This is a genomic window from Pseudarthrobacter sp. 1G09 (assembly GCF_050038305.1).
Lineage (GTDB): Bacteria > Actinomycetota > Actinomycetes > Actinomycetales > Micrococcaceae > Arthrobacter > Arthrobacter equi.
In genome coordinates, this window is the sequence record NZ_CP188306.1 from 628,945 (window position 1) to 651,013 (window position 22,069).

A 22,069-nucleotide genomic window follows, 5' to 3' on the forward strand; every position below is an offset into this window, starting at 1 on the left:
TGGTGAGGAGAACACGATGAACGGCGAACCAGTACTGGTGGTCGGCGGTACCGGCATGCTCGGCGGACAGGTGGTCACTGCGCTGCTGGACCGGGGCAAGGAAGTCCGCGCCCTGGTGCGGCCGGGGTCGGATGCATCGGGGCTGGAATCCCGGGGCGTGCAGATTGCCCGGGGCGACATGATGGACCCCCTGTCACTGGACCAGGCCATGGCCGGGGCGGACGCCGTGATCACCACAGCTGCGGGCTACACAAAGCACCGCCAGGGCGACAGCCCCGCAACCGACACCACGGGCAACGCCAACCTGGCCGAAGCGGCCGCCCGGGCAGGCGTCCGGCGCTTTGTTCTCACCAGCATCCTGACCTGCGACGAAACCCCGCAGGTGCCGCACTTCTGGCACAAGAAGCTCATGGAGGACAAGCTCGAGGGGCTCGGGGTACCGTTCGTAGCGCTGCGGCCGGGCGCCTTCCTGGACCAGGTCACGCGGTTCGGTGGTGACCCAGTGACCAAGCGCAAACTCATGTGGTTCGGTTCGCCCAACGTTCCGCTGACCTTTGTGCTCACCCCTGACCTTGCCGGTTACCTGGCAGATGCCGTAGATGCTCCGGGGGTCGACGGGGAACGGATCGACATCGGCTGGGACCGGCCGGTCCGCATGAAGGACGTGGCGGACATGATGGGCCGGCTCAGCGGATCGAAGATCGGGGTCCGCTCAGTGCCCTTGAGGGTGCTGAAGACGGCCGGAGTGGTGCTGGGACGGGTAAACCCGACGGTGCCGGACATGGCGTCCATGATGGGCTGGTTCCAGACCGGCCGCTACGTCGCCAACACCACCCGGCAGCGGGCCGTCTTCGGCCCGCCGCCCACGGCCGAGAATGCCATCCGGCGGCTGCTCGGCATCCTCGGCCATCCGGCCGACAGGTAAGGCAGCGCCGCTATCCGGCGGTGATCACGTGGGTGAAGTGGTCGTCGCGGAAAGGTGACCTGGCCGCCGTCGTGCCGCTTCGAGGCGGGAGCCATCCGCTACGGATGGTGACCGCTTCACGTTCCGCACCTGGATAACGCACGGCCGTGTCAGCCGTTTGGTACCAGGGCGGTAGGCGAAGGAGTTTCGACGTTATGGACCACCGGTCCGGGAAGGCCTGTCCCTGGGTCCAGGGCGAAGGTGGCCACATTATCGGAGCGCTCGTGGGCGACGTGGAGCCAGGGACCACGGACCAGGTGGTGCCGGGGCCAGTCTCCGCCGCTGTCCAGGTCGTGAACGGGCAGCAGTTCACTGCCAACGCTGCCCACCTCAAGCACGCTGATCCGGTTGGATCCGCGGACACCTGCGTAGGCAAAGGTGCCTTCGGGGCCGAGGCAGATTTCGGCGGCCGAGTCGCCGTCCTTGGCACCTCCCAGTGTTGCGGGACCGCGGAACACCAGCCTGAAGATGCCGGCGTCCGGCCGGACAACAAAGACCTCGATGGAGTATTCGGAAACGACGAACACGTTCCCGCCGGCGTGCTGTGCCAGATGCCGGGGGCCGCTGCCGAACGGCAGGACAACCTCATGGTCGGCCACCAGCCCGGTTCCGGTTTTGTAAGTCCAGATTCGGAGTGTGTCGTGGCCCAGGTCTGTGGTCATGACCCGCCCGTCGTGCAGCATCAGGCTGGTGTGCGCCCTGCTCTGCCGGCGTTCATCGGGCGAGTGGGCCGAATGCGGATCAACCGACGGCGAGGCTGGGAACCGATCCGTGATCCCGCCGTCGGCATCCAATTCATAAAGCAGGACTTGGCCGTCTCCCCAGCAGGTTGCGGTGACGAAGCGGCCCTGCGGGTCTACTGCAACGTGGCAGGTGGCCTCGCCTGCGGGCCAGGGTGTGCCGGTCGGTTCCAGCGTGTGGCCGCTGACGTGCCGGTAGGCCTGAATCATTTTGCGCTGCTCGGCCACCGCATACACCACGGGAAGGGTCGGATGGACGGCAACGAACGACGGCGACTGGGCCTCCACTGCCGTGCCGAGCCAGTCCAGGCTCCCGTCCCCGTTGGCCCGGAGGGCGCCGATGCCCTCCGCACGTCCGCCGCCGTCCGGGGTGTAGGCGCCTGTCCAGATGATGGCGGTGTGAGGAGCTTGGCCCTCTGTGGCAGGTGTCCCGGAGGCAGATGTCATGGCTCCATCCTGCCAATAAACACAGCCACTGCCGCAGCGGCGTGGCGTCAATTACGATGAAATTTCCAGCCAGGCAGATGGAGGGTGATCCGGTGGATGATCTCGTTGTCTCGGGTTTCACTCCCTCGCCGGCCGGTCTCCCAGCGCCGGGCAACCCCTAGTGCCCGCACTCATTCCGAAGGGGAGCACGTTGCATCCTGTCCCGTCCTCCGGAACTCCGAGACAGCTGGGTATGGGGGTCGTCGGAGTGGCCGACGCTCTGCGGGCCGCCGGCTGCGTGTTTGCCGAGGAGGAAGCCGTGCTTCTCCTCGAGCAGGCGCCCAACCCCGCCGAGCTAACAGACTGCGTGCGGCGCCGGGTGGCAGGTGTTCCGCTGGAGTACATCCTGGGCTGGGCAGAGTTCGATGGCCACCGCATGGCGGTCCGGCCCGGTGTTTTCGTTCCGCGGCGCCGGACCGAACTGTTGGTTCGGCTTGCCGCTGAGCTGATATCAGCAGAGGGCGGTATGTCACGCGGCGCCGTTTCAGGTGCTTCCCCGTCCGGAATCGCCACAGCGGTCCAAGGCCCACGGGGAAATGCTTTCTTCGATGGTGTGGTGGTGGACTTATGTTGCGGTTCCGGAGCCGTTGGTGCGGCCCTTGCGCGACGATTCCCACGAGCAGAACTGCACGCGGCGGATATTGATCCAGTGGCTGTGGAGTGTGCGCGGAGCAATCTCAAGGCCATGGGTGGCCAGGTCCACACCGGTGATCTGTTCGATGCGCTCCCGCACGGGCTTAGAGGCAGGGTCTGCATCCTAGCCGTCAACGCACCGTACGTTCCCACCGATGCCATCAAAACCATGCCGCCCGAGGCACGCGTTCACGAACCGCACATTTCCCTCGACGGCGGCGCTGACGGGCTCGACTTCCACCGCCGTGTGGCAGCAGGCGCCAAGGATTGGCTCGCGCCCCACGCCTGCGTGCTCATCGAAACCAGCGAGCAGCAAGCCGACGGCACAGCCGCGCTCGTGGCCGCCGAAGGGCTCGCTGTGACCACGGTTCATTCAGAGGAACTCGACGGAACGGTTGTGGTGGGGAGCGCCCATAACTAGGGGCGCCTCCGGCGGCGGCGGGGCCTCATGTCCTGGCGGCCGCCCGCCCAACTTTTCACATGGTGTGGCGTCCGAATCTGCGGGGGTTGCACGGGTTTTGGCCTGCACCCGCATCCCCACCTCACTTTTGCGCGCGCCGCCCGCGGCGTGCGTCAGTCGGGCGGCGGTAGTGCGGCCGCGGGCTCCTGATGTTTGGGCGTGAGCGTGCTGTCTTTGTTCGGATGGTGGGTCATGGCCGGGGGGGTGTTGGTTGCGGTGGGTTGTGGTGGCAGTGGTGGTGGTTTGAAGTAGTGGTTTTGTTGGGGTGTTTGGGTGGGGTCGATGTGGGGTGGGGGGATGAAGGTTGGGGTGCCGCCGGTGGTGGTGATGGTCCAGTTTTCTTTATGGATGAGGTGGTGGTGGTGGTTGCAGAGGAGTGTGCCGTTGGTGGTGTTGGTGTGGCCGCCGTGTGACCAGTAGGTGATGTGGTGGGCTTCGCACCAGGGGGCGGGGATGGTGCAGTTGGGGAAGGTGCAGCCTTGGTCGCGGGCGGTGAGGGCGAGGCGTTGGGTTGGGGTGAAGAGTCTGGTTTTGCGTCCGAGGTCGAGGATTTCGCTGGTGGTGCCCAGGAGTGCGGGGATGATGTCGGCGTCGCAGGCGATTTTGCGGAGGGTGGTGGCGGCGATGGGGCCGGCGAAGGCGAAGGTTCCCGCGGCCGGTGCGCGTGGTGCTGTGGGGGTGGGGAAGAGGTCGTGGTGGTTGATAGTGGCGATGATTTGGGGTCTGTTGCCGCCGGTGGTGGGGAGGTGGTTGGTGGTGAGGGCGGTTTTGACGGCGGTGATGATGCCGTCGAGTTGTTGTTGGGGGCGGGTGCGGCGTTCCAGGTCCGGGGCGGGGGATGCCTGATTGTCTTTGTGGGCGCTTTCTTCAGGCACGGTGCGGTCGCTACAGCCTGCGGCCGTGGTGCCGGTTACTGTGGCGGTGTTGTCGCCGGTTGTGGCTGCCGTGTTGGTGTTGGTGTTGGGGGTGGTGGTGCGGGGGTTGGTGGCGATGTTCATGGCGGTGAGGAGGTGTTCGTATTGGTCGGTGGTGGCGAAGATTTCCACGTGGTGGAGGCCGTGGCGGGGTTTGCGGATGAAGGCGCCTTGGGTGTGGCGGAGTGCTTCTTCGGTGGGTTCGGTGCCGTCGGCGTCGAGGGTTTCGGTGAGGCGTTGGGCCAGGCGGGTGAGGAAGTCGGGGTCCGCGGTGGTGGCGGCGTGGGTGAGGTGGTGTTCGATGCGGTGCAGGGTTTCGGGGGTGGTGTGGTGTTGTAGCCGGTCGAGGGTGGCGGTGATGATGGTGGCCGCGTGGGAGGACACTGCGGGTGCGGTGATGGTGTGGGGTGGTGTGGCCGTGGTGGCGGGCTGGCCGGTGCTGGCGTCGGCCGGTGCGAGGGTGGTGGCGAGGTGTTCGTGTGGTGGCGGTGTGGGTGTGCCGGTGAGGGTGGTGCCGGGCAGGGTTTGATGGGCGAGGGTGAGGCGGCGGCGGGCTTCGCGGATGGGGATGCGGAGCCTGAGCCGGAGGAACTCGGCGGTGTTCCGGCAGCCGTCATCGGCTGGGGACCTCACTGCAGTGGGTGTTCCGGCGGGTGTGGGCCAGTTGGCGTCGGTTTCGTTGGGGGTTTCGGTGCTGTTGGCGTCCCAGGGGCTGACCCCGGTGGTGGTGCGGCGTGCGGCCCGGTGGGTGGCGGCCCGGGTGGCGGCGTCGGTGATCGCGTGGGTGCGGGTGTGGTCCACGGCCCCGGCGGCGGTGAGTTGGAGATACTCCACGCAGCGGGAGAGCTCTTCGACGTCGGCGGCGAACGTGGCCGCCCTGGTGTAGTCGGCCGTGGGCAGGGCTTCGCGGGCTGTGACCGCCGCGGCGGCCACCCGTGCTGTCAGGACAGACAAATCCAAAGGCGGGTCCAATAGCTGGTCTGCTGCTGATTGGTCTGAGGCTTGGTCCGGTGCGGGGGAGCCGGGAACGGGCCAAAGGCGTGCTGTCGCGCGGACCTGTGGCCCGCCGTCGTGGCCTGTCGCGCGGACCTGGTGCCCGCCGTCGTGGCCTGCCGTGCTGACGTTCGGCCCGGCGTCCCGCCCGGCGGGGAGGTGACTGCCGGCGCGAAAGCCCAGCGGCGGCAAGCCCGAAGAGTCTTCGCTCTCCGTCAACTGCTCCCCAATGGCTTCCATGACCCCACTCTGCCAAAGGGCACTGACAATCAGGACCACCACAAACCCCTATGTGGACAACCTGGCCCGTATCTGCCCTTGACCCGGCCACGCGACCCGTTCACGTCAACCACAGTCGGAGCGGACGCGCAGCCGCGCCGAAAGATATTGTCATTTCTTGATGGGATCCAGCGGTTTCGGCGTTTCTCCGGGACTAGGGTTGCCTTAGTGGTTCATGCAGCTGGGCCTTCGTCAACAAGGGGCCGGGAGTGGCAAATGGCTGGCAGAGAACGGGGAAAGACGGTCCGGGAGGACTCGGAGGAGCCGGGTAAAGACGCCGCTGAGAATGCGGGTTCAGTTGCGCCTGAGCATGCAGAAGACGTGGATAGCCTCCAGCCGGCACGGCGTGTACCGGGGATCAACGGTTACGACCCCAACCAATGGCCTGACGCCAGGTCTTAGGTTTCGGCCGAGCACGGGTGTCCGGTTCATCCCCCGGCTGAGGTTGACGCGTGCCGGGCCCCGCTGAACGGGGCGCCTCGAAACGGCCTCGAACCGGCAGTGCACAGCGGATGGTGCTTTAAACACGCTGCCGGCCGGCGCATCCCCCAAGGATCGCGACGGCCGGCAAGGCGAATCAGTTGTAGCACACGGAAGGCAGGAGCCCCATGTCAATCGGGGGTTCACCCCGGGACGGCCGTCTCCGAGGAGCGGCTAGCTATTGGAGTTGCCCTCGCTGGTGGTGCCGAGGTTCGTGGTTTCGGGATGCGTGCTGTGCGCAGGGATGTGGTCTTCGCCTAGTCCGCCCGCCGAACCGACGGAGGGTGAAGTATCGGCGCTGGATGGCGTGGACTTCCCGGAGGAGTCATCGCGGTGCATCGCCGAGCCCAGCACAGTTCCAGCACGCCGGGCTGCTTCTGACAGCTGGTCGGCTACATCCGGGGCTTTCTCCTTGATGGCTTCGGTAGCAACTGCCACTTTGTCCTGAACGGGCTTGCTGTCCCAGACCCCGGCGGCGCGGGCCTTCAGCTTGTCGTATGCAGCGCGTCCGGACCTTGATCCAAGGACGTAACCGACGGCAACTCCAACACCCAAAAGAAGTTTGTTTTTCATGGTGAACTCCTGCTCCGAAAGAAGGTTTTCAGGTCCGGCCCGGCTGCAACGCCGTGGCCGGGAATGTGAAAACCGGCCCGGGGATGTACTCCCCAGGCCGGCTTCCTGGCTGTGGGCGCTGCGTTAGCGGCGCGCACCGCGCTTAGTGACCATGCCGTAGATCGCAAGGACGATCAGCGATCCGAGGATCGCCAGCAGCCAGGTCTGCAGCGAGAAGAACTCCTGCAGTCCGCCGCCGAACAGCGCGCCGCCGATCCATCCGCCAAGGAGGGCACCTACGACGCCCAGCACCAGGGTGATGATCCAGCCGCCGCCCTGGCGTCCCGGAAGGATCGCCTTTGCAATCGCACCGGCAATAAGTCCGAGAATCAGAAATGCAATGAAACCCATTTTTCGCTCCTCTTCCTAAGTAAGGACGCCCCCGGATCCCGGCGGCAATTCATCCTCTGCCCTAATAGTAATCATGCTTACTATCGATTTGCCAACCCCGGAGAGGAGGAAAGTGGCTGCTCAGGCCTGCCTCAGTGCCCGGTCACGTCGGAATCGGTTCCGGCGCCGGGGCCCTCGTCGAGGGTAGCCAATTCCGCGAGATCCTGCGGATCCAGGACGAAATCGAAGACATCCAGGTTCTCACGCATCCGGTCCGGATTGGCGGTCTTCGGAATCGTTACCAATCCGTTTTGAACGTGCCAGCGCAGCACCACCTGGCCCGGCGTCTTGCCGTGTTTTTCGGCCAACCGGCCCACCACCGGCGCGCCCAGGATCCCGGCCCCCGAGCCTCCCAAGGGGCTGTAGGACTCGGTGGCAATGCCATGTTTTGCATGGAATTCCCGTGCAGCCACCCGCGTCACAGCAGGGGTCAGTTGCACCTGGTTGACGGCGGGAACAACATCCGTTTCAGCCATCAACCGCTCCAGGTGCTCCGGCTTGAAGTTGGACACGCCGATGGAGCGCACCTTTCCCTCTGCCTGAAGGCGCTCGAACGTCTTCCACGTGGAGATGAACTGCTCCCGGCCGGGCAAGGGCCAGTGGATCAGCAGCAGGTCCACATAGTCGAGGCCAAGCCGCTGCAGCGAGCCCTCCAGGCCTTCCACAGCCCTGTCATTCCCTTGGAACTCGCCATCCAGTTTGGTGGTGATGAAGAGTTCGCCGCGATCAGCGCCGCTGGCCTTGATGCCATTGCCCACGCCGCGTTCGTTGCCGTACTTCACTGCCGTATCGATGTGCCGGTAGCCGGCCTCTACGGCATGGACGACGGCGTCCGCCGCCTGGTCGTCGTCAAGCGGCCACGTGCCAAGACCGATCTGGGGAATCGAGTATCCGTCGTTGAGCGCGATAACCGGTGCAAGTGTCATATCAACAGTCTGCCGTTAATCCGGCGGTCCTTTCCGTGAGGGTCATCAAGCGGCGAAACTCTATTCTTCGAAAGCGCGGAGGACGTTGCCTGCGTTATGGTTCAGCACCGCCCTGGCCGTGTCGGAGACCTTGTCCGGGTTCTTCTGCTGGGCCAGGAACTTCACGAATCGCTGGATGGCCTGCCCTGCCTTGGCGGCGTCCCTGTCCTCCACGGCCTTCTGTGCCTGCTGGGCGGCAGCGGTGAGCTGGCTGGCCACGGGGCCGGCGATCCCGCCCGATTCCACCAGGTCCTCCACCGCATTCTGCAGTGCCTTCACGCTGCCCGGAAGCCACGCGGCCCGCAGTGGGACGTTGCCGAACTTCATGTCCGATGCCAGGTAGAAGTCGGTGTAGGACGGCTGGTTGTATGTGGTGTTCTGGCGGGCCACCTCAGCGCGGTACTGGGGATCGTGCATCAGGGTGTAGAGCTTGTGGTCCGTCACCTCGGTGCTCAGGTAAATCCGCAATGCGGAGCTGTCGGCGGTGCGGACCACCAGTTCTTCACGCCAGTCGCCCAGGATGTCCGCCACCAGGCTGGGGGTGCCCTTGGTTCCGTTGTTGGTGCGTGTGCCGTCGGCGGCCAGCAGGCGGCCCCGCGTCCAGTCGTCGATAGTGGGGGTCTGGTCGCCGGAGCCGTTGACAATCTGGGTGGTCATGTCTGCGGACCACCTGATGCTCATGTTGGTGCCGGGGCTGGTGCTGGAAAGCTTGCGTCCGTCGGCGGACTGCATGCCGATCGCCCAGTTCTCCAGGCCCGGAACGGAAGGATCGACGTCGCCGATCATGCCGCGTCCCGTGTCCTTGCCCGAGTAGGCGCCAAACAGCACCTCACCCGTCGCAGCGTCGCGCATGGCGTAACCGTAAGGCGCGTAGGTAGCGCCCTCGTGGACGGTGAAGATCTCCTTGCCGGGGCGATCGGGGTCGATGTCCGCCACGTGCATGGCGTCGCCGTGGCCCAGGCGCGCCTCCTCACCCGGCGCGGCGCTGCCGGCCGGCAGGGTGTCGAACGAGCTGTACAGAAGCGAGCCGTCGTCGTCGAGCGTTGCCGAACCGTAGACGATCTCCTGCTTGCCGTCGCCGTCAACGTCGGCGGCGCTCAGGGAGTGGAAGCCCTGGGTGGTGAGCTTGCCGTAGGTGGGGTCCGTGCCGTCGCGGCCGTGCGGGGAGTCGTTGAACGGGTTGGTCATGGGAGTCCAGCCCGAGTCCACGTTCCACACGGGGGAGAGGTTGGCGCCGTCCCAGGTGTAGGTGGACAGGGTGGTGCGGGTGTAGTAGCCGCGGGCGAACACCGCAGCGGGCTTCTTGCCGTCCAGGTAGGCGACGCCGGCGAGGAACCTGTCCACGCGGTTGCCCGGTTCGATGCGGGCCATGGCGTAATCGCCCCACATCATGCCGTCGTCGGTCCGGCCCGGCTGGTAGGCGACGGTCTTCAGTTCCTTGCCCGTGGCGCCTTCGAAGACGGTCAGATATTCGGGGCCGGACACGATGAATCCCTCGAACGCGCGGAGGTTGTTCCGGGCGCTGCGGGAGGGGGCGTAGACGTCCATGAAGTAGTCGGTCAGCGCCTCGGCATCGGCCTGGGACAGCGGGTACTTGTACTTAGGCGCGATGCCGAAGGCTTCTTCGAGCGTGGCCGGCCAGTTCCCGGCCTTCACCTCGGGGTGCTCAGTCCAGCCCTGGAAGGTCTTCACCATGTGCTGGTAGTAGTCCGCCGCGCTCATCCGGTAGTCGTCGCTGTTCGAGTACCCGGCATTGATGTCGGCCCGAAGCATGGTGATGAACGATTCCGCGGCCACGGTGCCGTCCGCGTTGTAGTTGGTGGTTTTGGTGCCCGGGGCGGTCTTCATCATCAGCTCGGCCCGGCCGTCGCCGTCGAAATCGTTGACCAGCATCTGGGTGTAGTGGGCCCCGGAGCGGATGTTCACGCCCAGGTCGATCCGGTGGAGGAGCGTGCCGTCGGACTTGTAGGTGTCCACGTACGTATTGCCGGTGTAGCCCACCTGCGAGACGTCCTTGGAGTTGTTCGGGTCCCACTTGACGATGAACTCGTACTGGCCATCGCCGTCCACATCGCCCACTGAGGTGTCGTTGGCCGAGTAGGTGTAGGCCTGGCCGGCGGGCGTGGTGCCGTCGGCCGGCTTCTTCAGCGGGATGTCCTTGAAGTTGCCGCCCCACGCGGTGGCAGTGGCGCTTTCGTCCAGTTCGACGCCGCCGACGACGGCCCTCACCTGGTACTTCGACGCGGCGGTCCCGGCGGGGTCCTGGTAGTTGGTGCTGTCCGTAACTGTCGCCAGCTTTTGCCCGTCCCGGTACACGTTGAAGTCCGTGCCGGTAAGTCCGGTTGCGGAGGACCCGGTAGCCTCGTTGCCCAGCAGGCGCCAGCTGAGGAACACGCCTTCGGACGTCCCCGCGGCCACAAGGCCGCGGTCCAGGTAGTCGAGCTGGATTCCCGGATTGCCAGGTTTGGAGGAGGAAGGCCCGACGGCGGCAGCTGGGGCTGCGAGGCAGCCTGCGGTGAGTGCCAGGCCGAGGGTGGCGACCGACAGGAGGCGTGCGGGAGCCTTGGAGGGATTCATCAGTGAATCCTTTCAATTTGGAATTGGGAAAACGCTTCCCCAGCAATCTAGACGGCGGGGTGGGGCAAAACAAGCCTTGTCTTGTGAACCCGCCGTGAGGTATTTAGAACGTTGTAGAAATGCGGCCCCTCAGGCCGACTCCCGTACCACCAGTTCCGTGGGAATGGTAATGGCAGCATGGTTCTTCCCGGCGATGACGTCCAGCAGCAACCGCACCATTTCCTCGCTGATCCGGTCGAACGGCTGCCGCACCGTGGTCAGGGCCGGCGCCGCGGCGGAGGCGGCCGAAATGTCGTCGAACCCGGCTACTGCAACGTCCTCGGGAACCCGCCGCCCGGCGTCGTGCAATACCTCCAGCGCGCCGAGGGCCATGAGGTCGTTGGCGGCGAAGACAGCGTCGACGTCGGGGACCCGGGCGAGGAGCTCACGCATGGCCCTGGCACCGCTCTCGCGGCTGTAATCACCCGGCGCCACCAGCGCCTCATCGAAGGCCTCGCCCTGGTGTGCCCGGTAGGCTTCCAGCCGCCGGATGCCGCCGGAGGTGTCCTGCGGACCGGTGATGGTGGCGATCCGCTTCCGGCCGCCGTAGTCCAGGAACTCCAACAACTCCAGGGCGCCCTGGTAGTCGTCGGCTGCCACGTAGCCCATCTTCTTTTCGAAGCCGAGCGGAACGCCACAGGCGATGGCAGGCACGCCGGCGGCGATGATGTCGGCGATGACGCCCGTCCTGCTGCCATGCGAGGAGACCAGCAGGACTCCGTCCACATGGCCGGCGGTGAGGAAATCGGTGGCCCGGCGCTTCTCGTCGTCCGTGCCGGCCATGATCAGCACAAGGGGAATGTCGTGCTCGGCCAGGGCGTCGGCGGCGCCCCGCATCAGGACGGCGAAGTTGGGGTCGGCGAACAGGCGGTCGTGTGTTTCGGTGAGCAGGAAGGCCACCGAGTTGGCCTTGTTCGTAGCCAGGTTCCGGGCGTGGGGGTTGACGCGGTACCCGGTCTTTTTGATGGCGGCGTTGACGGCGGCCAAGGCGGGCGGGCTGACCCAGTGCCCGCCATTGAGCACCCGCGAAACTGTCCCTCGCGAGACGCCTGCCTCCCTGGCCACATCGTCAATCTTGGGCCGGGGCCGGCCTTGCGGTTGCATCATGATCCGAGCCTATCCAGCCCTAGGCCTTTACGGCGCCGGCGGCGAGGTCAACGCGCCAGTAACGCTGCAGGAACAGGAACATAATGACCAGCGGCACGATGGACAGCAGGGCTCCGGCCAGCACCAGCGTGTACAGCGCCGGAGCGGTGGCGCCCTGGTTGAGGAGTCCGTTCAGGCCCACCGTCAACGGGAACAGCGTGTCATCGCCCAGCATGATGTACGGCAGCATGAAGTTGTTCCAGATGGCCACGAACTGGAACAGGAAGATGGTCACCAGGCCGGGGAGCATCATGGGCAACGCGATGCGGTTGAAGATGTACATGTCCTTGGCGCCCTCCGTCCGGGCAGCCTCGATCACGTCCCCGGGAACCGACGCTGCGGCGTAGATGCGGGCCAGGTAGATCCCGTAGGGGCTGATGATCTGCGGCAGGAGAACGGACCAGTACGTGTTGGTCAGGCCCAGCTGGGCCAGCATCAGGTACTGCGGGATGGCCAGGATGACGCCTGGAACCAGCACGCCCATAAGGAGGACCTTGAACACGCCGTTCTTGCCGGGAAAGTCGTATTTGGCCAGGACGTAGCCGGAGAGGGCGGACACCCAGGTGGAGAGGAGGGCTCCCACGCCGGCGTAGAGGGCGGTGTTGAGCATCCATCGCCAGAACACGCCGTCCCGGTAGGCGGTCAGCTCCACGATGTTGTTCCACAAATGGACACTGGGCGCAAAAGTAAAGGTGGAGAAGAGCTCGTCGCTGCTTTTGCTGGCCGCGGCCACCACCCAGATGACCGGGAACAGGCAGTACAGCGCCCCGAGGATCAGGATGCCGGAGGAAAGGAAGCTCGGCTTCTCGCGGATCTCAGTGGGAGTGGACACGGTCAGTTCTCCTGTCCGAAGGCCCGCTTCTGCACAATGCGCAGGAAGAGGAAGGAAATGGCGAAGGTGGCGAGGGCGATGATGATGCTGGTTGCGGCCGCGGAGTAAATGTCATTTCGGGTGAAGGCGTCCCGGTAGACGAGCATCAGCGGGGACCAGCTCGTGGAGAGGCTGTTTGCCAGCGGGCGGAGCGTGGTGGGTTCGGCGAAGACCTGCAGGGTGGCGATCATGGAAAACAGGGCCGTCATGACCACGGAGGGGGCAATGATGGGGATCTTGATGCGGAGTGCGGTCTGGATCTCTGAGGCGCCATCCAGTTTGGCGGCCTCATAGATTTCCTGGGGCACGGCCTTGAGCGAGGTGTACATGACGATCATGTTGAAGCCCACGCCTCCCCACAGGGCGATGTTGGCGATGGCAAAGGTGATCAGGTCCGGGTTCAGCAGCGAAGGCAACGCGATTCCCAGCCTGTCCGCCACGAAGTGGAAGGGGCTGACGCCGGGCAGGTACAGGAAGCCCCAGAGGAGCGAGCTGATGACGGCCGGCACGGCATAGGGCAGGAAGATGGCGGTGCGTGAAAAGTTGCCGGCTTGGGTGCGCCGCGAGTCCAGGAGGAGTGCGAAAAGCAGGGCGAAGCCGAGCATCAGCGGAATCAGGATGGCGCCGTAGGTGAGGACACGGAGGACGCTGGCGGTGAACTCGGGGTCGGTCAGGGAGCGGATGTAGTTGTCGAACCCGGCAAACACTGTGCTTTGTGCGCCCTTGCCGAGCCCCAACCCGCTGACCTTCTTCTGTTGGAAGCTCAACACCAGGGTGTAGGCGATCGGTGCCGCCATGAACACCAGGAACAGGACAATGCCAGGCGCCAGCATGGCGTACGGGGTCAGGGCACGCTGCCTGAAGCTCCGGGCCTTCCGGGGAGTCCCGGAGCCGGCAGTTGCGGTCTTCTCCGCCGTGGTTGGCGCGGTCGCTGTCGCTGCCATGTTGCACTTCCTTGGGTGGGGTGGTGGGGACCGGCACCGGGAGGGCGCCGTGGCACCCTCCCGGCGGGCGGGACTACTTGACTGTGAAGCCGGTCTTCTTCAGGTCGTCAACGGTGACCTGCTGCATGCCGGCCACGGCGTCCAGGAACGCACTCTTGGTTTTGGCCTGGGCAGCTTTGGCGAACTGATCGTTGTAAGCGTTGTAGGCAACGTTGACGTTGGGACCGTAGCTGAACGATGTGACGGTCTGCGCAGCTTCGCCCACCACCTCGTAGAAGTCGGGCTGGTTGCTGAAGAACTCCGGCGCCTTGGTCAGCGCCGTCTTGGCACCTTCGGTGTCGGCCGGGTAGATGCCGGCCACGTCCACCAGTGCCTTGACGGCCTCGGGATCGGTATTCAGCCACGAAGCGAACTTGGAAGCCGCGGCGACGTTCCTGGACTGTGATGTCACTGCGGTGGAGGAGCCGCCCCAGTTGCCGGTGGCGGGCTTGGCGGAATCCCACTGCGGCATGGAGGCCACCTTCCACTTGCCGGCCGTTGCGCCGGCATTGCCGGAGAGCACGCCGGGGGCCCAGGCAGCGCTGAGCCAGCCCACCTGCTTGCCGTTATTCAGTGCGGCGTTCCACTCGGGGGTGTACATGGGTTTGTTGTCGATGATGCCCTGCTCCACCAGGCCTCCCCAGTAGCCGGCCACCTTTTCTGTGGGATCCTCGGCGATCTTGACGCTCCACGCGTCACCGTCGATGGCCCACCATGACGCGCCGGCCTGCTGGGCCATGCCCGTGAACCAGCCGGCGTCGTTGGAGGAGAAAGTGCCCAGGTAAGCCTCGGGGTCAGCGTCGTGAACGGTCTTGGCCGCTGCGGCGTATTCCTCCCAGGTGGTGGGGACGGCGAGGCCCAGGCGCTCGAAAATGTCCGCACGGTAGTAGAACGCCATGGGGCCGGTGTCCTGCGGAACGGCGTAGAGGGCGTCGCCACCAAGGGTGACGGAATTCCAGACGGCCTCAGGGAACGTGTCCTTGGTGTCCTTGGCTTCGGTTCCGGAGAGGTCTGCCAGCGCGTCCGCCGCAACCAGGGTGGGGATCTTCTGGTACTCCGCCTGGATCAGGTCCGGCGCGCCGGAACCGGCGTTGACGGCCGTCAGAAGTTTGGTGATGGCGGGATCGCCGCCGTCCTGCTTGTTGACCGTGACGTGGATGTTGGGGTTCTTCTCGTTCCAGATATCCACCACCTTGTCCAGGTTCGGAGCCCAGGCCCAGTAGGTCAGTTCCACCTTCTGGTTGGGATCGGTGTTCTGTTCCACGGCGTTGGTGCCCGAGCCTGTGGAACATCCTGCGGTAAGCAGGGCCGCTGCGGCCATCATTGCCGCTGCGCCTGCACGAAATGAGCTGCGCATTCCGTCCTCCTTGTCGAAAAAGCTGGCTGTGTAAGAGCTGGTGGGACCCCGGTGCGGGATCCGTTGTGCTGCGGCGGAGGCGGACACACTGCGTCAACCAAGTCCTGTGAGCGGTTCCAGTAATTCACACAGTTGTGATCTATGTCAACAGAATATTGCCTGTATCACTTCAACTAGGAGCTGTGATACTACTGGGAGCGCACACAGTTCTAAGGAGATCACCCGATGACAGACGTCCTGCAGGCCCCAGCACCCGGACTCGCGCCGGCGCCGTGGGTCCAGCGCCCGGCGGGCCTTTGCTACGGCGGGGACTACAACCCGGAGCAGTGGCCCCGCGAGGTGTGGGTGGAGGACATCGCCCTGATGCGCGAAGCCGGCATCAACCTGGTCAGCGTTGGAATCTTCTCCTGGGTCCTGCTGGAACCGCGGGAAGGGGAGTACGACTTCGAGTGGCTGGACCACCTTGTCGGCCTGCTCACCGATGCCGGCATCAGCATCGACCTGGGCACACCCACCGCCGCCCCGCCGGCCTGGTTCTGGAAGAAGTACCCCCAGGCCCATCCCGTGACGCGGGACGGACTCACCCTGGGCCACGGCTCCCGCGGAATGGCCGCGCCCAGCTCGCCGGACTACCGCCGGGCTGCGGTGAACATCACCGAACAGCTGGCGCGGCGCTATGGTTCCCACCCCGGCGTCGTCCTTTGGCATGTCCACAACGAGTACGGCGCCCCCGTCAGCGAATCCTACGACGACGCCTCCGTGGCGGCGTTCCGGACCTGGCTGCAGGCCCGCTACGGCGGCCTCGACGCCCTGAACGCGGCTTGGGGCACCCTCTTCTGGGGCCAGAAGTACAACGCCTGGGACGAGATAGACGCCCCGCGGATCTCCGCGAGCGTCAGCAACCAGGGCCAGCGGCTGGACTTCGCCCGGTTCACCTCCAACGCCATGCTGGAGTGCTTCATCGCAGAACGCGACGTCATCCGCCGCTACGCCCCCAACACCCCGGTGACCACCAACTTCATGGCCACCAACTGCCTGTCCCCGGACTATTGGGCCTGGAGCCGGGAGGTGGACATCGTGGCCAATGACCACTACCTCGTGGCGCAGCGGACGGACAACCACATCCTCCTGTCCATGGATGCAGACCTCACCCGTTCGCTGGCCGGGAACAAGCCGTGGATGCTCATGGAGCACTCCACCAGCGCCGTGAACTGGCAGGGCCGCAACATCGCCAAGCGTCCGGGGGAGCTGGCCCGCAACAGCCTGGCCCACGTGGCCCGCGGCGCCGATGCCGTGATGTTCTTCCAGTTCCGCGCCTCCCGCTTCGGGGCGGAAAAGTTCCACTCGGCCATGCTTCCGCACGCCGGAACGGGCACCCGGATCTGGCGGGAAGTCCTGGACCTGGGCGACGACCTGAAGAAGCTCACGGCCGTGAAGGGCTCCACCGTCAGCGCCAAGGTGGCCATCCTGTGGGACGTTGAATCCTTCTGGGCCCAGGACCTGGAGTGGCGGCCCAGCAACGGGCTGACCCACCGCGAGCGGATCGAGGCCTACTACTCGGTGCTGTGGAACCGCGGCGTCGCCGTGGACTTCGCCCACCCTGAGTCGGATCTTTCCGGCTACGACCTGGTGCTGGCCCCGGCCCTGTACCTCGTGGGTGAACCTGCGGCGGCCAACCTGCGCAACTATGTGCGGGGCGGCGGGCACCTGATGGTGTCCTACTTCTCGGGCATCGTGGACGCCACGGACACTGTTCCCCCTGGAGCTTCGCCCGGACCGCTGCGTGACCTGCTGGGGTTGGAAATCCACGAGTTCCTGCCCCTGCGTGAACACCAGGCAGTCCAGCTCAGCGCCGGGCGGGGGACCGGCACCATCTGGTCCGAGGAAATCCACCCCACCACGGCCGACGTCGTGGCCCGCTACCAGGACGGTCCGGCGGCGCCGGGACCGGCCATCACCCGCAATGCCTTCGGCAGCGGCACGGCCTGGTACGTCTCCACGGACCTGGACGACGGCGGCTTGGCCGCCATTCTGGCGGAGGCGCTGGCCCACGCCGGGCTGTCCGCGGGAGACGGGCACCCGCCGGGCCTGGAGGTGTCCGTGCGCAGCAACGGCGCAGACCGCTTCACGTTCCTGATCAACCACACCGAGGCTGACGCGTCATTCGCAGTCTCGGGACTGGACATGGTTTCCGGGGAGCGGGTGGACGGCGTTGCCGCCATTCCGGCCGGAACCGTGCGGGTCATCCGCAACCCTGAAGGATCCAGCTAGCCCCACAGACCGCCGGCCGGGGCCGCCCAGGCCCCGGCCGGTTTCCACGCCAAGGTTCCACACCAACGGCTGCCAAGGTTCAACGTCAAGGAGGACGCCCCAGTGATAATTCCCCGCACGACGCGCATTGCCCGCAAACGACAGTCTGGCCGCATACAACTTTCCGGCCGGGCGTTGCCCTCCGGCCAAACCTTGGCCGCCGTCACCGCGCTGGCCCTGGCAGGAACGTTGCTGGCTACAGGTCCTGCCGCTGCGGCCCCGGGCAAGCCCCCTGGCGTTGGACCGGAGTCCATAGCCAATCCGGGCTTCGAAGCGGGAACCGCGGGCTGGTCCGTTTTGGGCCCGGCCGGCGCGGCCACGGTGGAGCCCGGGGGAGCCGACTCGGCGCACCGGCTCACCCACTACCTGGCCTCGGACAACACGGTGACCACTTCGCAGACCGTCACGGGCCTGAAGAAGGGGTGGTGGACCTTCCGCGCCTCGATCAAGTCGGGCGGCCCGGTGGATTCCTCGCGCCTGGTCCTCTCCGGATGCGGCAGCGACGGTTCCACCGTCCTGCCCTCCACGGAAACCGATGACCAGTGGCTGACCCTCGCCGTCAGCGCCAATGTGGCGGGTAAATGCACCCTCTCCCTTACAACCACGGGCGCCGGGGCCTGGGCCAGCATGGACAACGTGACCTTCGCCGAGGGCCGGGTGGAGCGCACCTTCCGCGGCGCTGACCTCTCCGGCGTGCCCAAGAACGAGGACCACGGCGCCGTGTACGCCACGGCGGACGGAACCCGGGTGGACCCTGTGGAGGCTTTTGCCGATGCCGGCGCCAACCTGGTCCGCCTGAAGGTCTGGGTCAATCCGGCCGATGGCTACAACACCCGGCAGCAGGTGGTGGACATGGCCAAACGCGCCCAGGCCCAGGGGATGAAGGTGCTGGTGGACTTCCATTACTCCGACCGCTGGACCGATCCCGGGGCGCAGGGCGTTCCCGCGGCCTGGAAGGGCATGTCCGCGGCAGCCATGGCCGACGCCGTGTACGCACACACCAAGGACGTCATGGCTGCGCTGAAGGCCGCCGGCATCACGCCGTATGCCGCGCAGGTGGGCAACGAAATCAACCCCGGCATGCTCTGGCCGCTGGGCCAGACCTGGGACGTTGATCCTGCGGACGGTGTGGATGGGGCCCAGTGGGACAACCTCGCCATGTTCCTCAAAGCCGGCACCCGTGCCGTCAAGGACGTCAGCCCGGACACCAGGACGGTGCTCCACCTGACCAACATCAACAACGGCATCGGCGGGCTGACCTGGTGGTTCGATGAAGCCACCAAGCGCGGCGTGCCCATGGACATCATCGGCCTGTCCTACTACGGGTACTGGCACGGCACCCTGGCGGACCTGCAGAACGCCGTGACCACCCTGTCCCAGCGGTACGGCAAGGACGTGCTGGTGGTGGAGACCTCGTACCCGTTCACCCTCGAGGACAGCCCCAACGCCCCGTGGGAAAACGTGATCGCCAACGGGTCCCAGCTCGTCAAGGGCTACCCGGCAACACCGGCGGGCCAGGCCGCCAACTTCCGCGCGGTCCAGGACGTGGTGGCATCCGCTCCTGGCGGACGCGGCATCGGCGCCGTCTACTGGGAGCCCGCCTGGACGTCGGTTCCAGGCAACGGCTGGGATCCGGCCGACCCCGCGTCCGGCAATGCCTGGGAAAACCAGGCGGTCTTCGACTTTGCCGGCCGCGCGCTGCCGGCGCTGGAGGCGTTCGCCGCGGACGACGCCGGCACCTGGCGCCGGAAGTAGGCCTCCGCCCCATGGGGCGCAGCAGGAAAAAGACGCCGACGACGGGAGCCCACCTCCCGCCGTCGGCGTCCTTTTGGTTCCTGCTTTGTTCCTGTTGTCCCTGCTTGTTCTGGCGTGGCGCTAGTTCACGCCGCCCGCGGCCCATTTGGTGAGGGTGTCGCTGAGGTCCATGTAGGACTGGTCCACCTGCTGCAGCTGCGGGTTGGCGTCGTACCACTGAACGATTTCCCGGGCACCATCGGCGAACGGGATGGTGGCGGTGTACTCCGGCACCAGGGACTTGATCTTGGTGTTGTCGAACACCACCGAGTGCGACCTGTCGCCAAGCAGGTTGGGCCCGAGCTCCGGGCTGTGGGCCGCGATGGTTTCCGAGGCCACGTGCACCAGTTCCGGCTCGGCCACCCCTGCAGCCCGGGCGAACAGCCGGTAGATCTGGTTCCACGGCAGGTACTCGTCAGAGGTGATCGTGTAGCTTTCGCCCACCGCCTGCGGCCTGCCGAGCAGGCCCACGAAGGCCTTGGCAAAGTCCTTGCTGTGAGTCAGCGTCCACAGCGAGGTGCCGTCGCCGTGGACCATGACGGGGAGGCCGGCGCGCATCCGGTGGATGTCCGTCCAGCCGCCCACCATGGCGATCTTGGTCCGGTCATAGGTGTGGGAGGGCCGCACCACGGTGAGCGGGAAATCCTCGTCCCGGTAGGCGCGGAACAGCAGCTCCTCACAGGCGATCTTGTCCCTGGAGTACTGCCAGAACGGGTTCTTCAGCGGCGTGGATTCCAGGATGGGCAACCGGGTGGGTGGCTTCTGGTACGCCGACGCGGAACTGATGAACACGTACTGTCCGGTCCGGCCCCGGAACAACTCAAGCCCGGCCTGCGCCTGGTCCGCGGTGTACGAGATAAAGTCCGCGACGGCGTCGAACTCCCGCCCGCCCAGCACCTCCCTAACCGACGCCGGGTCCCGGACGTCCGCGTGCAGGACCTCCGCACCGTCTGGAACCGGGCGGGTGGACCGGCCCCGGATCAGGATGGTCAGCCGGTGGCCCAGCGCGACGGCGTGTTCAGCCGCCGCCGCGCTGATGACCCCGGTGCCGCCGATGAAGAGGATGCTCCTCGGCGCCACCGTCCCCGCGGCAGTCCCGGCAACTGGCGGCGGGGTTACCACGCGTAGTCTTCCGGAGCGGTCTTATGCCCCGGGAAGATGTGGTCCAGCCGCTTAAGCGCGTCCTCGTCGAGGGTGACGTCCAGCGCGCGGATGGCGGCGTCCAGTTGTTCCTGCGTCCTGGGCCCGACGATCGGTGCCGTAACGGCGGGCTGGTGCAACAGCCAGGCGAGTGCGACGTCCCCGGGTTCGTGCCCCAGGTCATCGGCGAGGTCCTCGTACTGGCGGATCTGGTCCTCGTGCTTCTTCAGGGTCTCAAGGGCCCGTCCCTCCGTGCGGCGGACGCCGTCGCGCTCCTTTTTCAGCACGCCGCCCAGGAGCCCGCCCTGCAGCGGCGACCACGGGATAAGCCCCAGGCCGTATTGCTGCGCCGCCGGGATGACTTCAAGCTCCAACTCGCGGCGGAACAGGTTGTAGATGGACTGCTCGCTGACCAGGCCCGTGTAGTTGCGCCGGTGCGCTGCCTCCTGGGCCTGCGCGATGTGCCAGCCCGCAAAGTTGCTGCTGCCCGAGTACAGGATCTTGCCCTGCTGGACCGCCACCTCGATGGCCTGCCAGATCTCGTCCCACGGGGTGTTCCTGTCGATGTGGTGGAACTGGTAGACGTCGATGTAGTCCGTCTGCAGCCGCTTGAGGCTGGCATCCAGTGCTCGGCGGATGTTCAGCGCGGAGAGCTTGGATTCGTTGGGCCGGTCCGTCATAGTGCCGTAGAGCTTGGTGGCCAGCACCGTGTGTTCGCGGCGCTCGCCGCCCTTGGCGAACCAGCGTCCGATGATCTCCTCGGTCCAGCCGCGGTGGCCCTCACCGCCATACACGTTGGCGGTGTCGAAGAAGTTGATGCCGTTCTCCCGCGCGGAGTCCATGATGCTGTGCGCGGCGGCTTCCTCGGTCTGCGGGCCGAAGTTCATGGTGCCAAGGCAAAGGCGGGAGACTTGCAGGCCTGAGCGGCCAAGATGGGTGTACTGCATTGGAGAGACCTTTCTACATCTGGGTAAAGGACGCGACGGCGGGATCGGAGCCGATGCGGGCACCGGACTCCAGAGCGGTGATGCTGGCCAGTTCGTCGTCGGAAAGCGTGAGGGAGGACGCGGCGAAGTTCTCGCGCATCCGGCCGGGGTCAACCGACTTGGGGATCACAATGTTTCCGGAGGCGAGGTGCCAGGCGAGCACCACCTGTGCCGTGGTGGCTCCGTGGGCGTCTGCGATGGCCGTGACGGCGTTGCCGTTCAGGTCGCCGCCCTGCCCGAGCGGGCTGTAGGCCTCCACTTCGATGCCGAGGCTCCGGCATTTGGCTGCGAGGTCCGCCTGCTGGTAGCTGGGGTGCAGTTCGATCTGGTTCACGGCGGGGACGATTTCGGACGATTCCAGCAGGGTGTCCAGGTGGTCGGAGAGGAAGTTGGAGACGCCGATGGCCCGGATCTGCTTGTTGTCGTAGAGCCGTTCCAGTTCCTTCCAGGCCTGGACGAACAGTCCCTGCGACGGGACGGGCCAGTGGATGAGGTAGAGGTCGACGAAGTCGAGTCCCAGCGCCTTGCGGCTGTTCTGGAACGCCTCCTGGGCTTTGCCCTGCTCGCCGTTCCGGAGCTTGGTGGTGACGAAAATGTCCTCGCGTGGGATGCCCGTCGCCGCGATGGCGGCGCCGACGCCGGCCTCGTTGCGATATCCGGCAGCGGTATCGATGTGCCGGTAACCCGCCTCGAATGCGTCCTCAACGATCCGCTGGGTGTCTTCCGGCGGAACCTGGAAAACGCCGAGGCCAAGCTGGGGGATGGTGACGCCGTTGTTCAGTGTCAGCTCTGACATGGTGCTCCTTGGATGATGCTGGTGCTGGGATCGGTGCCGTTGGCCCGACAAAGGAGAAAGCGGTTTCCGCCGGCTCAGTATCGAGCCTATGCACTTTTCCCCGCCACGTCAGCAGGTAACCGTGATCCTGTTTTTCCTAGGACTGGCAGTCCTA

Annotated in this window: 17 protein-coding genes; 4 read left to right on the forward strand and 13 right to left on the reverse strand. The window is 66.0% G+C overall.

Features of this window, described 5'->3' with window-relative positions:
• The first annotated feature begins 16 nt into the window (after positions 1–16).
• Positions 17–925, forward strand: a complete 909-nt coding sequence (locus ACP3TD_RS02985; protein WP_426765309.1) for an SDR family oxidoreductase — start codon at positions 17–19, stop codon at positions 923–925.
• A gap of 149 nt (positions 926–1,074) precedes the next feature.
• Here ACP3TD_RS02985 and ACP3TD_RS02990 read toward each other — a convergent pair whose 3' ends face one another.
• Positions 1,075–2,151, reverse strand: coding sequence for a lactonase family protein (locus ACP3TD_RS02990; protein ID WP_426765310.1), 1,077 nt, complete (start codon positions 2,149–2,151; stop codon positions 1,075–1,077).
• 232 nt (positions 2,152–2,383) lie between these two features.
• Between ACP3TD_RS02990 and ACP3TD_RS02995 the strand changes: the two genes are divergently transcribed.
• A complete protein-coding gene (locus ACP3TD_RS02995; protein WP_426765311.1) occupies positions 2,384–3,244 on the forward strand; it encodes a methyltransferase in 861 nt (286 codons plus the stop codon).
• 152 nt (positions 3,245–3,396) lie between these two features.
• Here ACP3TD_RS02995 and ACP3TD_RS03000 read toward each other — a convergent pair whose 3' ends face one another.
• The 9 genes from ACP3TD_RS03000 to ACP3TD_RS03040 all read right to left on the reverse strand — a co-directional run bounded on the left by ACP3TD_RS03000 (position 3,397) and on the right by ACP3TD_RS03040 (position 14,889).
• Positions 3,397–5,430, reverse strand: a complete 2,034-nt coding sequence (locus ACP3TD_RS03000) for a DUF222 domain-containing protein (RefSeq protein WP_426765312.1) — start codon at positions 5,428–5,430, stop codon at positions 3,397–3,399.
• A gap of 693 nt (positions 5,431–6,123) precedes the next feature.
• Positions 6,124–6,522, reverse strand: a complete 399-nt coding sequence (locus tag ACP3TD_RS03005) for a YtxH domain-containing protein (protein ID WP_426765313.1) — start codon at positions 6,520–6,522, stop codon at positions 6,124–6,126.
• Positions 6,523–6,645: 123 nt separating this feature from the next.
• On the reverse strand, positions 6,646–6,912 hold the full coding sequence (locus ACP3TD_RS03010; protein WP_056082542.1) for a GlsB/YeaQ/YmgE family stress response membrane protein: 267 nt from the start codon (positions 6,910–6,912) through the stop codon (positions 6,646–6,648).
• 131 nt (positions 6,913–7,043) lie between these two features.
• Positions 7,044–7,877 (reverse strand): aldo/keto reductase, encoded by an 834-nt coding sequence (locus ACP3TD_RS03015; protein WP_426765314.1) that lies wholly within the window; start codon positions 7,875–7,877, stop codon positions 7,044–7,046.
• Between the two features lie 60 nt (positions 7,878–7,937).
• Positions 7,938–10,493: a rhamnogalacturonan lyase gene (locus ACP3TD_RS03020; protein ID WP_426765315.1), complete on the reverse strand. Its 2,556-nt coding sequence runs from the start codon at positions 10,491–10,493 to the stop codon at positions 7,938–7,940.
• A gap of 129 nt (positions 10,494–10,622) precedes the next feature.
• Positions 10,623–11,639 carry a LacI family DNA-binding transcriptional regulator gene (locus ACP3TD_RS03025; RefSeq protein WP_426765316.1) on the reverse strand — a complete coding sequence of 339 codons (1,017 nt, stop codon included), beginning with the start codon at positions 11,637–11,639 and terminating at the stop codon, positions 10,623–10,625.
• Between the two features lie 19 nt (positions 11,640–11,658).
• The gene (locus ACP3TD_RS03030; RefSeq protein ID WP_426765317.1) at positions 11,659–12,510 is read right to left on the reverse strand and encodes a carbohydrate ABC transporter permease; all 852 of its coding nucleotides are present in this window, start codon (positions 12,508–12,510) and stop codon (positions 11,659–11,661) included.
• 2 nt (positions 12,511–12,512) lie between these two features.
• Positions 12,513–13,493 carry a carbohydrate ABC transporter permease gene (locus ACP3TD_RS03035; protein ID WP_426765318.1) on the reverse strand — a complete coding sequence of 327 codons (981 nt, stop codon included), beginning with the start codon at positions 13,491–13,493 and terminating at the stop codon, positions 12,513–12,515.
• Positions 13,494–13,566: 73 nt separating this feature from the next.
• The gene (locus ACP3TD_RS03040) at positions 13,567–14,889 is read right to left on the reverse strand and encodes an ABC transporter substrate-binding protein (protein ID WP_426765319.1); all 1,323 of its coding nucleotides are present in this window, start codon (positions 14,887–14,889) and stop codon (positions 13,567–13,569) included.
• Positions 14,890–15,114: 225 nt separating this feature from the next.
• Here ACP3TD_RS03040 and ACP3TD_RS03045 point away from each other — a divergent pair, with 225 nt between their 5' ends.
• Both ACP3TD_RS03045 and ACP3TD_RS03050 read left to right on the forward strand, forming a co-directional pair.
• The gene (locus ACP3TD_RS03045) at positions 15,115–17,160 is read left to right on the forward strand and encodes a beta-galactosidase (protein WP_426765320.1); all 2,046 of its coding nucleotides are present in this window, start codon (positions 15,115–15,117) and stop codon (positions 17,158–17,160) included.
• Positions 17,161–17,334: 174 nt separating this feature from the next.
• Entirely contained in the window at positions 17,335–18,954 is a 1,620-nt protein-coding gene (locus ACP3TD_RS03050; RefSeq protein ID WP_426765321.1) for a glycoside hydrolase family 53 protein, read from the forward strand.
• Positions 18,955–19,074: 120 nt separating this feature from the next.
• On the opposite strand, the gene ACP3TD_RS03055 is transcribed toward ACP3TD_RS03050, so the two are convergent.
• The 3 genes from ACP3TD_RS03055 to ACP3TD_RS03065 are packed head-to-tail and all read right to left on the reverse strand — an operon-like array spanning position 19,075 to position 21,915.
• A complete protein-coding gene (locus tag ACP3TD_RS03055) occupies positions 19,075–20,115 on the reverse strand; it encodes an NAD-dependent epimerase/dehydratase family protein (protein ID WP_426765322.1) in 1,041 nt (346 codons plus the stop codon).
• A complete protein-coding gene (locus tag ACP3TD_RS03060) occupies positions 20,109–21,080 on the reverse strand; it encodes an aldo/keto reductase (RefSeq protein WP_426765323.1) in 972 nt (323 codons plus the stop codon). Before ACP3TD_RS03060 ends, ACP3TD_RS03055 begins: the two co-directional genes overlap by 7 nt.
• Before the next feature lie 13 nt (positions 21,081–21,093).
• A complete protein-coding gene (locus tag ACP3TD_RS03065) occupies positions 21,094–21,915 on the reverse strand; it encodes an aldo/keto reductase (RefSeq protein ID WP_426765324.1) in 822 nt (273 codons plus the stop codon).
• Positions 21,916–22,069 lie beyond the last annotated feature (154 nt).

What these genes read in the sequence shown, in the direction of transcription:
- ACP3TD_RS02985 (WP_426765309.1), top strand. Translation starts at nt 17, where the DNA reads ATGAACGGCGAACCAGTACTGGTGGTCGGCGGTACCGGCATGCTCGGC.
- ACP3TD_RS02990 (WP_426765310.1), bottom strand. Translation starts at nt 2,151, where the DNA reads ATGACATCTGCCTCCGGGACACCTGCCACAGAGGGCCAAGCTCCTCAC.
- ACP3TD_RS02995 (WP_426765311.1), top strand. Translation starts at nt 2,384, where the DNA reads ATGGGGGTCGTCGGAGTGGCCGACGCTCTGCGGGCCGCCGGCTGCGTG.
- ACP3TD_RS03000 (WP_426765312.1), bottom strand. Translation starts at nt 5,430, where the DNA reads ATGGAAGCCATTGGGGAGCAGTTGACGGAGAGCGAAGACTCTTCGGGC.
- ACP3TD_RS03005 (WP_426765313.1), bottom strand. Translation starts at nt 6,522, where the DNA reads ATGAAAAACAAACTTCTTTTGGGTGTTGGAGTTGCCGTCGGTTACGTC.
- ACP3TD_RS03010 (WP_056082542.1), bottom strand. Translation starts at nt 6,912, where the DNA reads ATGGGTTTCATTGCATTTCTGATTCTCGGACTTATTGCCGGTGCGATT.
- ACP3TD_RS03015 (WP_426765314.1), bottom strand. Translation starts at nt 7,877, where the DNA reads ATGACACTTGCACCGGTTATCGCGCTCAACGACGGATACTCGATTCCC.
- ACP3TD_RS03020 (WP_426765315.1), bottom strand. Translation starts at nt 10,493, where the DNA reads ATGAATCCCTCCAAGGCTCCCGCACGCCTCCTGTCGGTCGCCACCCTC.
- ACP3TD_RS03025 (WP_426765316.1), bottom strand. Translation starts at nt 11,639, where the DNA reads ATGATGCAACCGCAAGGCCGGCCCCGGCCCAAGATTGACGATGTGGCC.
- ACP3TD_RS03035 (WP_426765318.1), bottom strand. Translation starts at nt 13,493, where the DNA reads ATGGCAGCGACAGCGACCGCGCCAACCACGGCGGAGAAGACCGCAACT.
- ACP3TD_RS03040 (WP_426765319.1), bottom strand. Translation starts at nt 14,889, where the DNA reads ATGCGCAGCTCATTTCGTGCAGGCGCAGCGGCAATGATGGCCGCAGCG.
- ACP3TD_RS03045 (WP_426765320.1), top strand. Translation starts at nt 15,115, where the DNA reads ATGACAGACGTCCTGCAGGCCCCAGCACCCGGACTCGCGCCGGCGCCG.
- ACP3TD_RS03060 (WP_426765323.1), bottom strand. Translation starts at nt 21,080, where the DNA reads ATGCAGTACACCCATCTTGGCCGCTCAGGCCTGCAAGTCTCCCGCCTT.
- ACP3TD_RS03065 (WP_426765324.1), bottom strand. Translation starts at nt 21,915, where the DNA reads ATGTCAGAGCTGACACTGAACAACGGCGTCACCATCCCCCAGCTTGGC.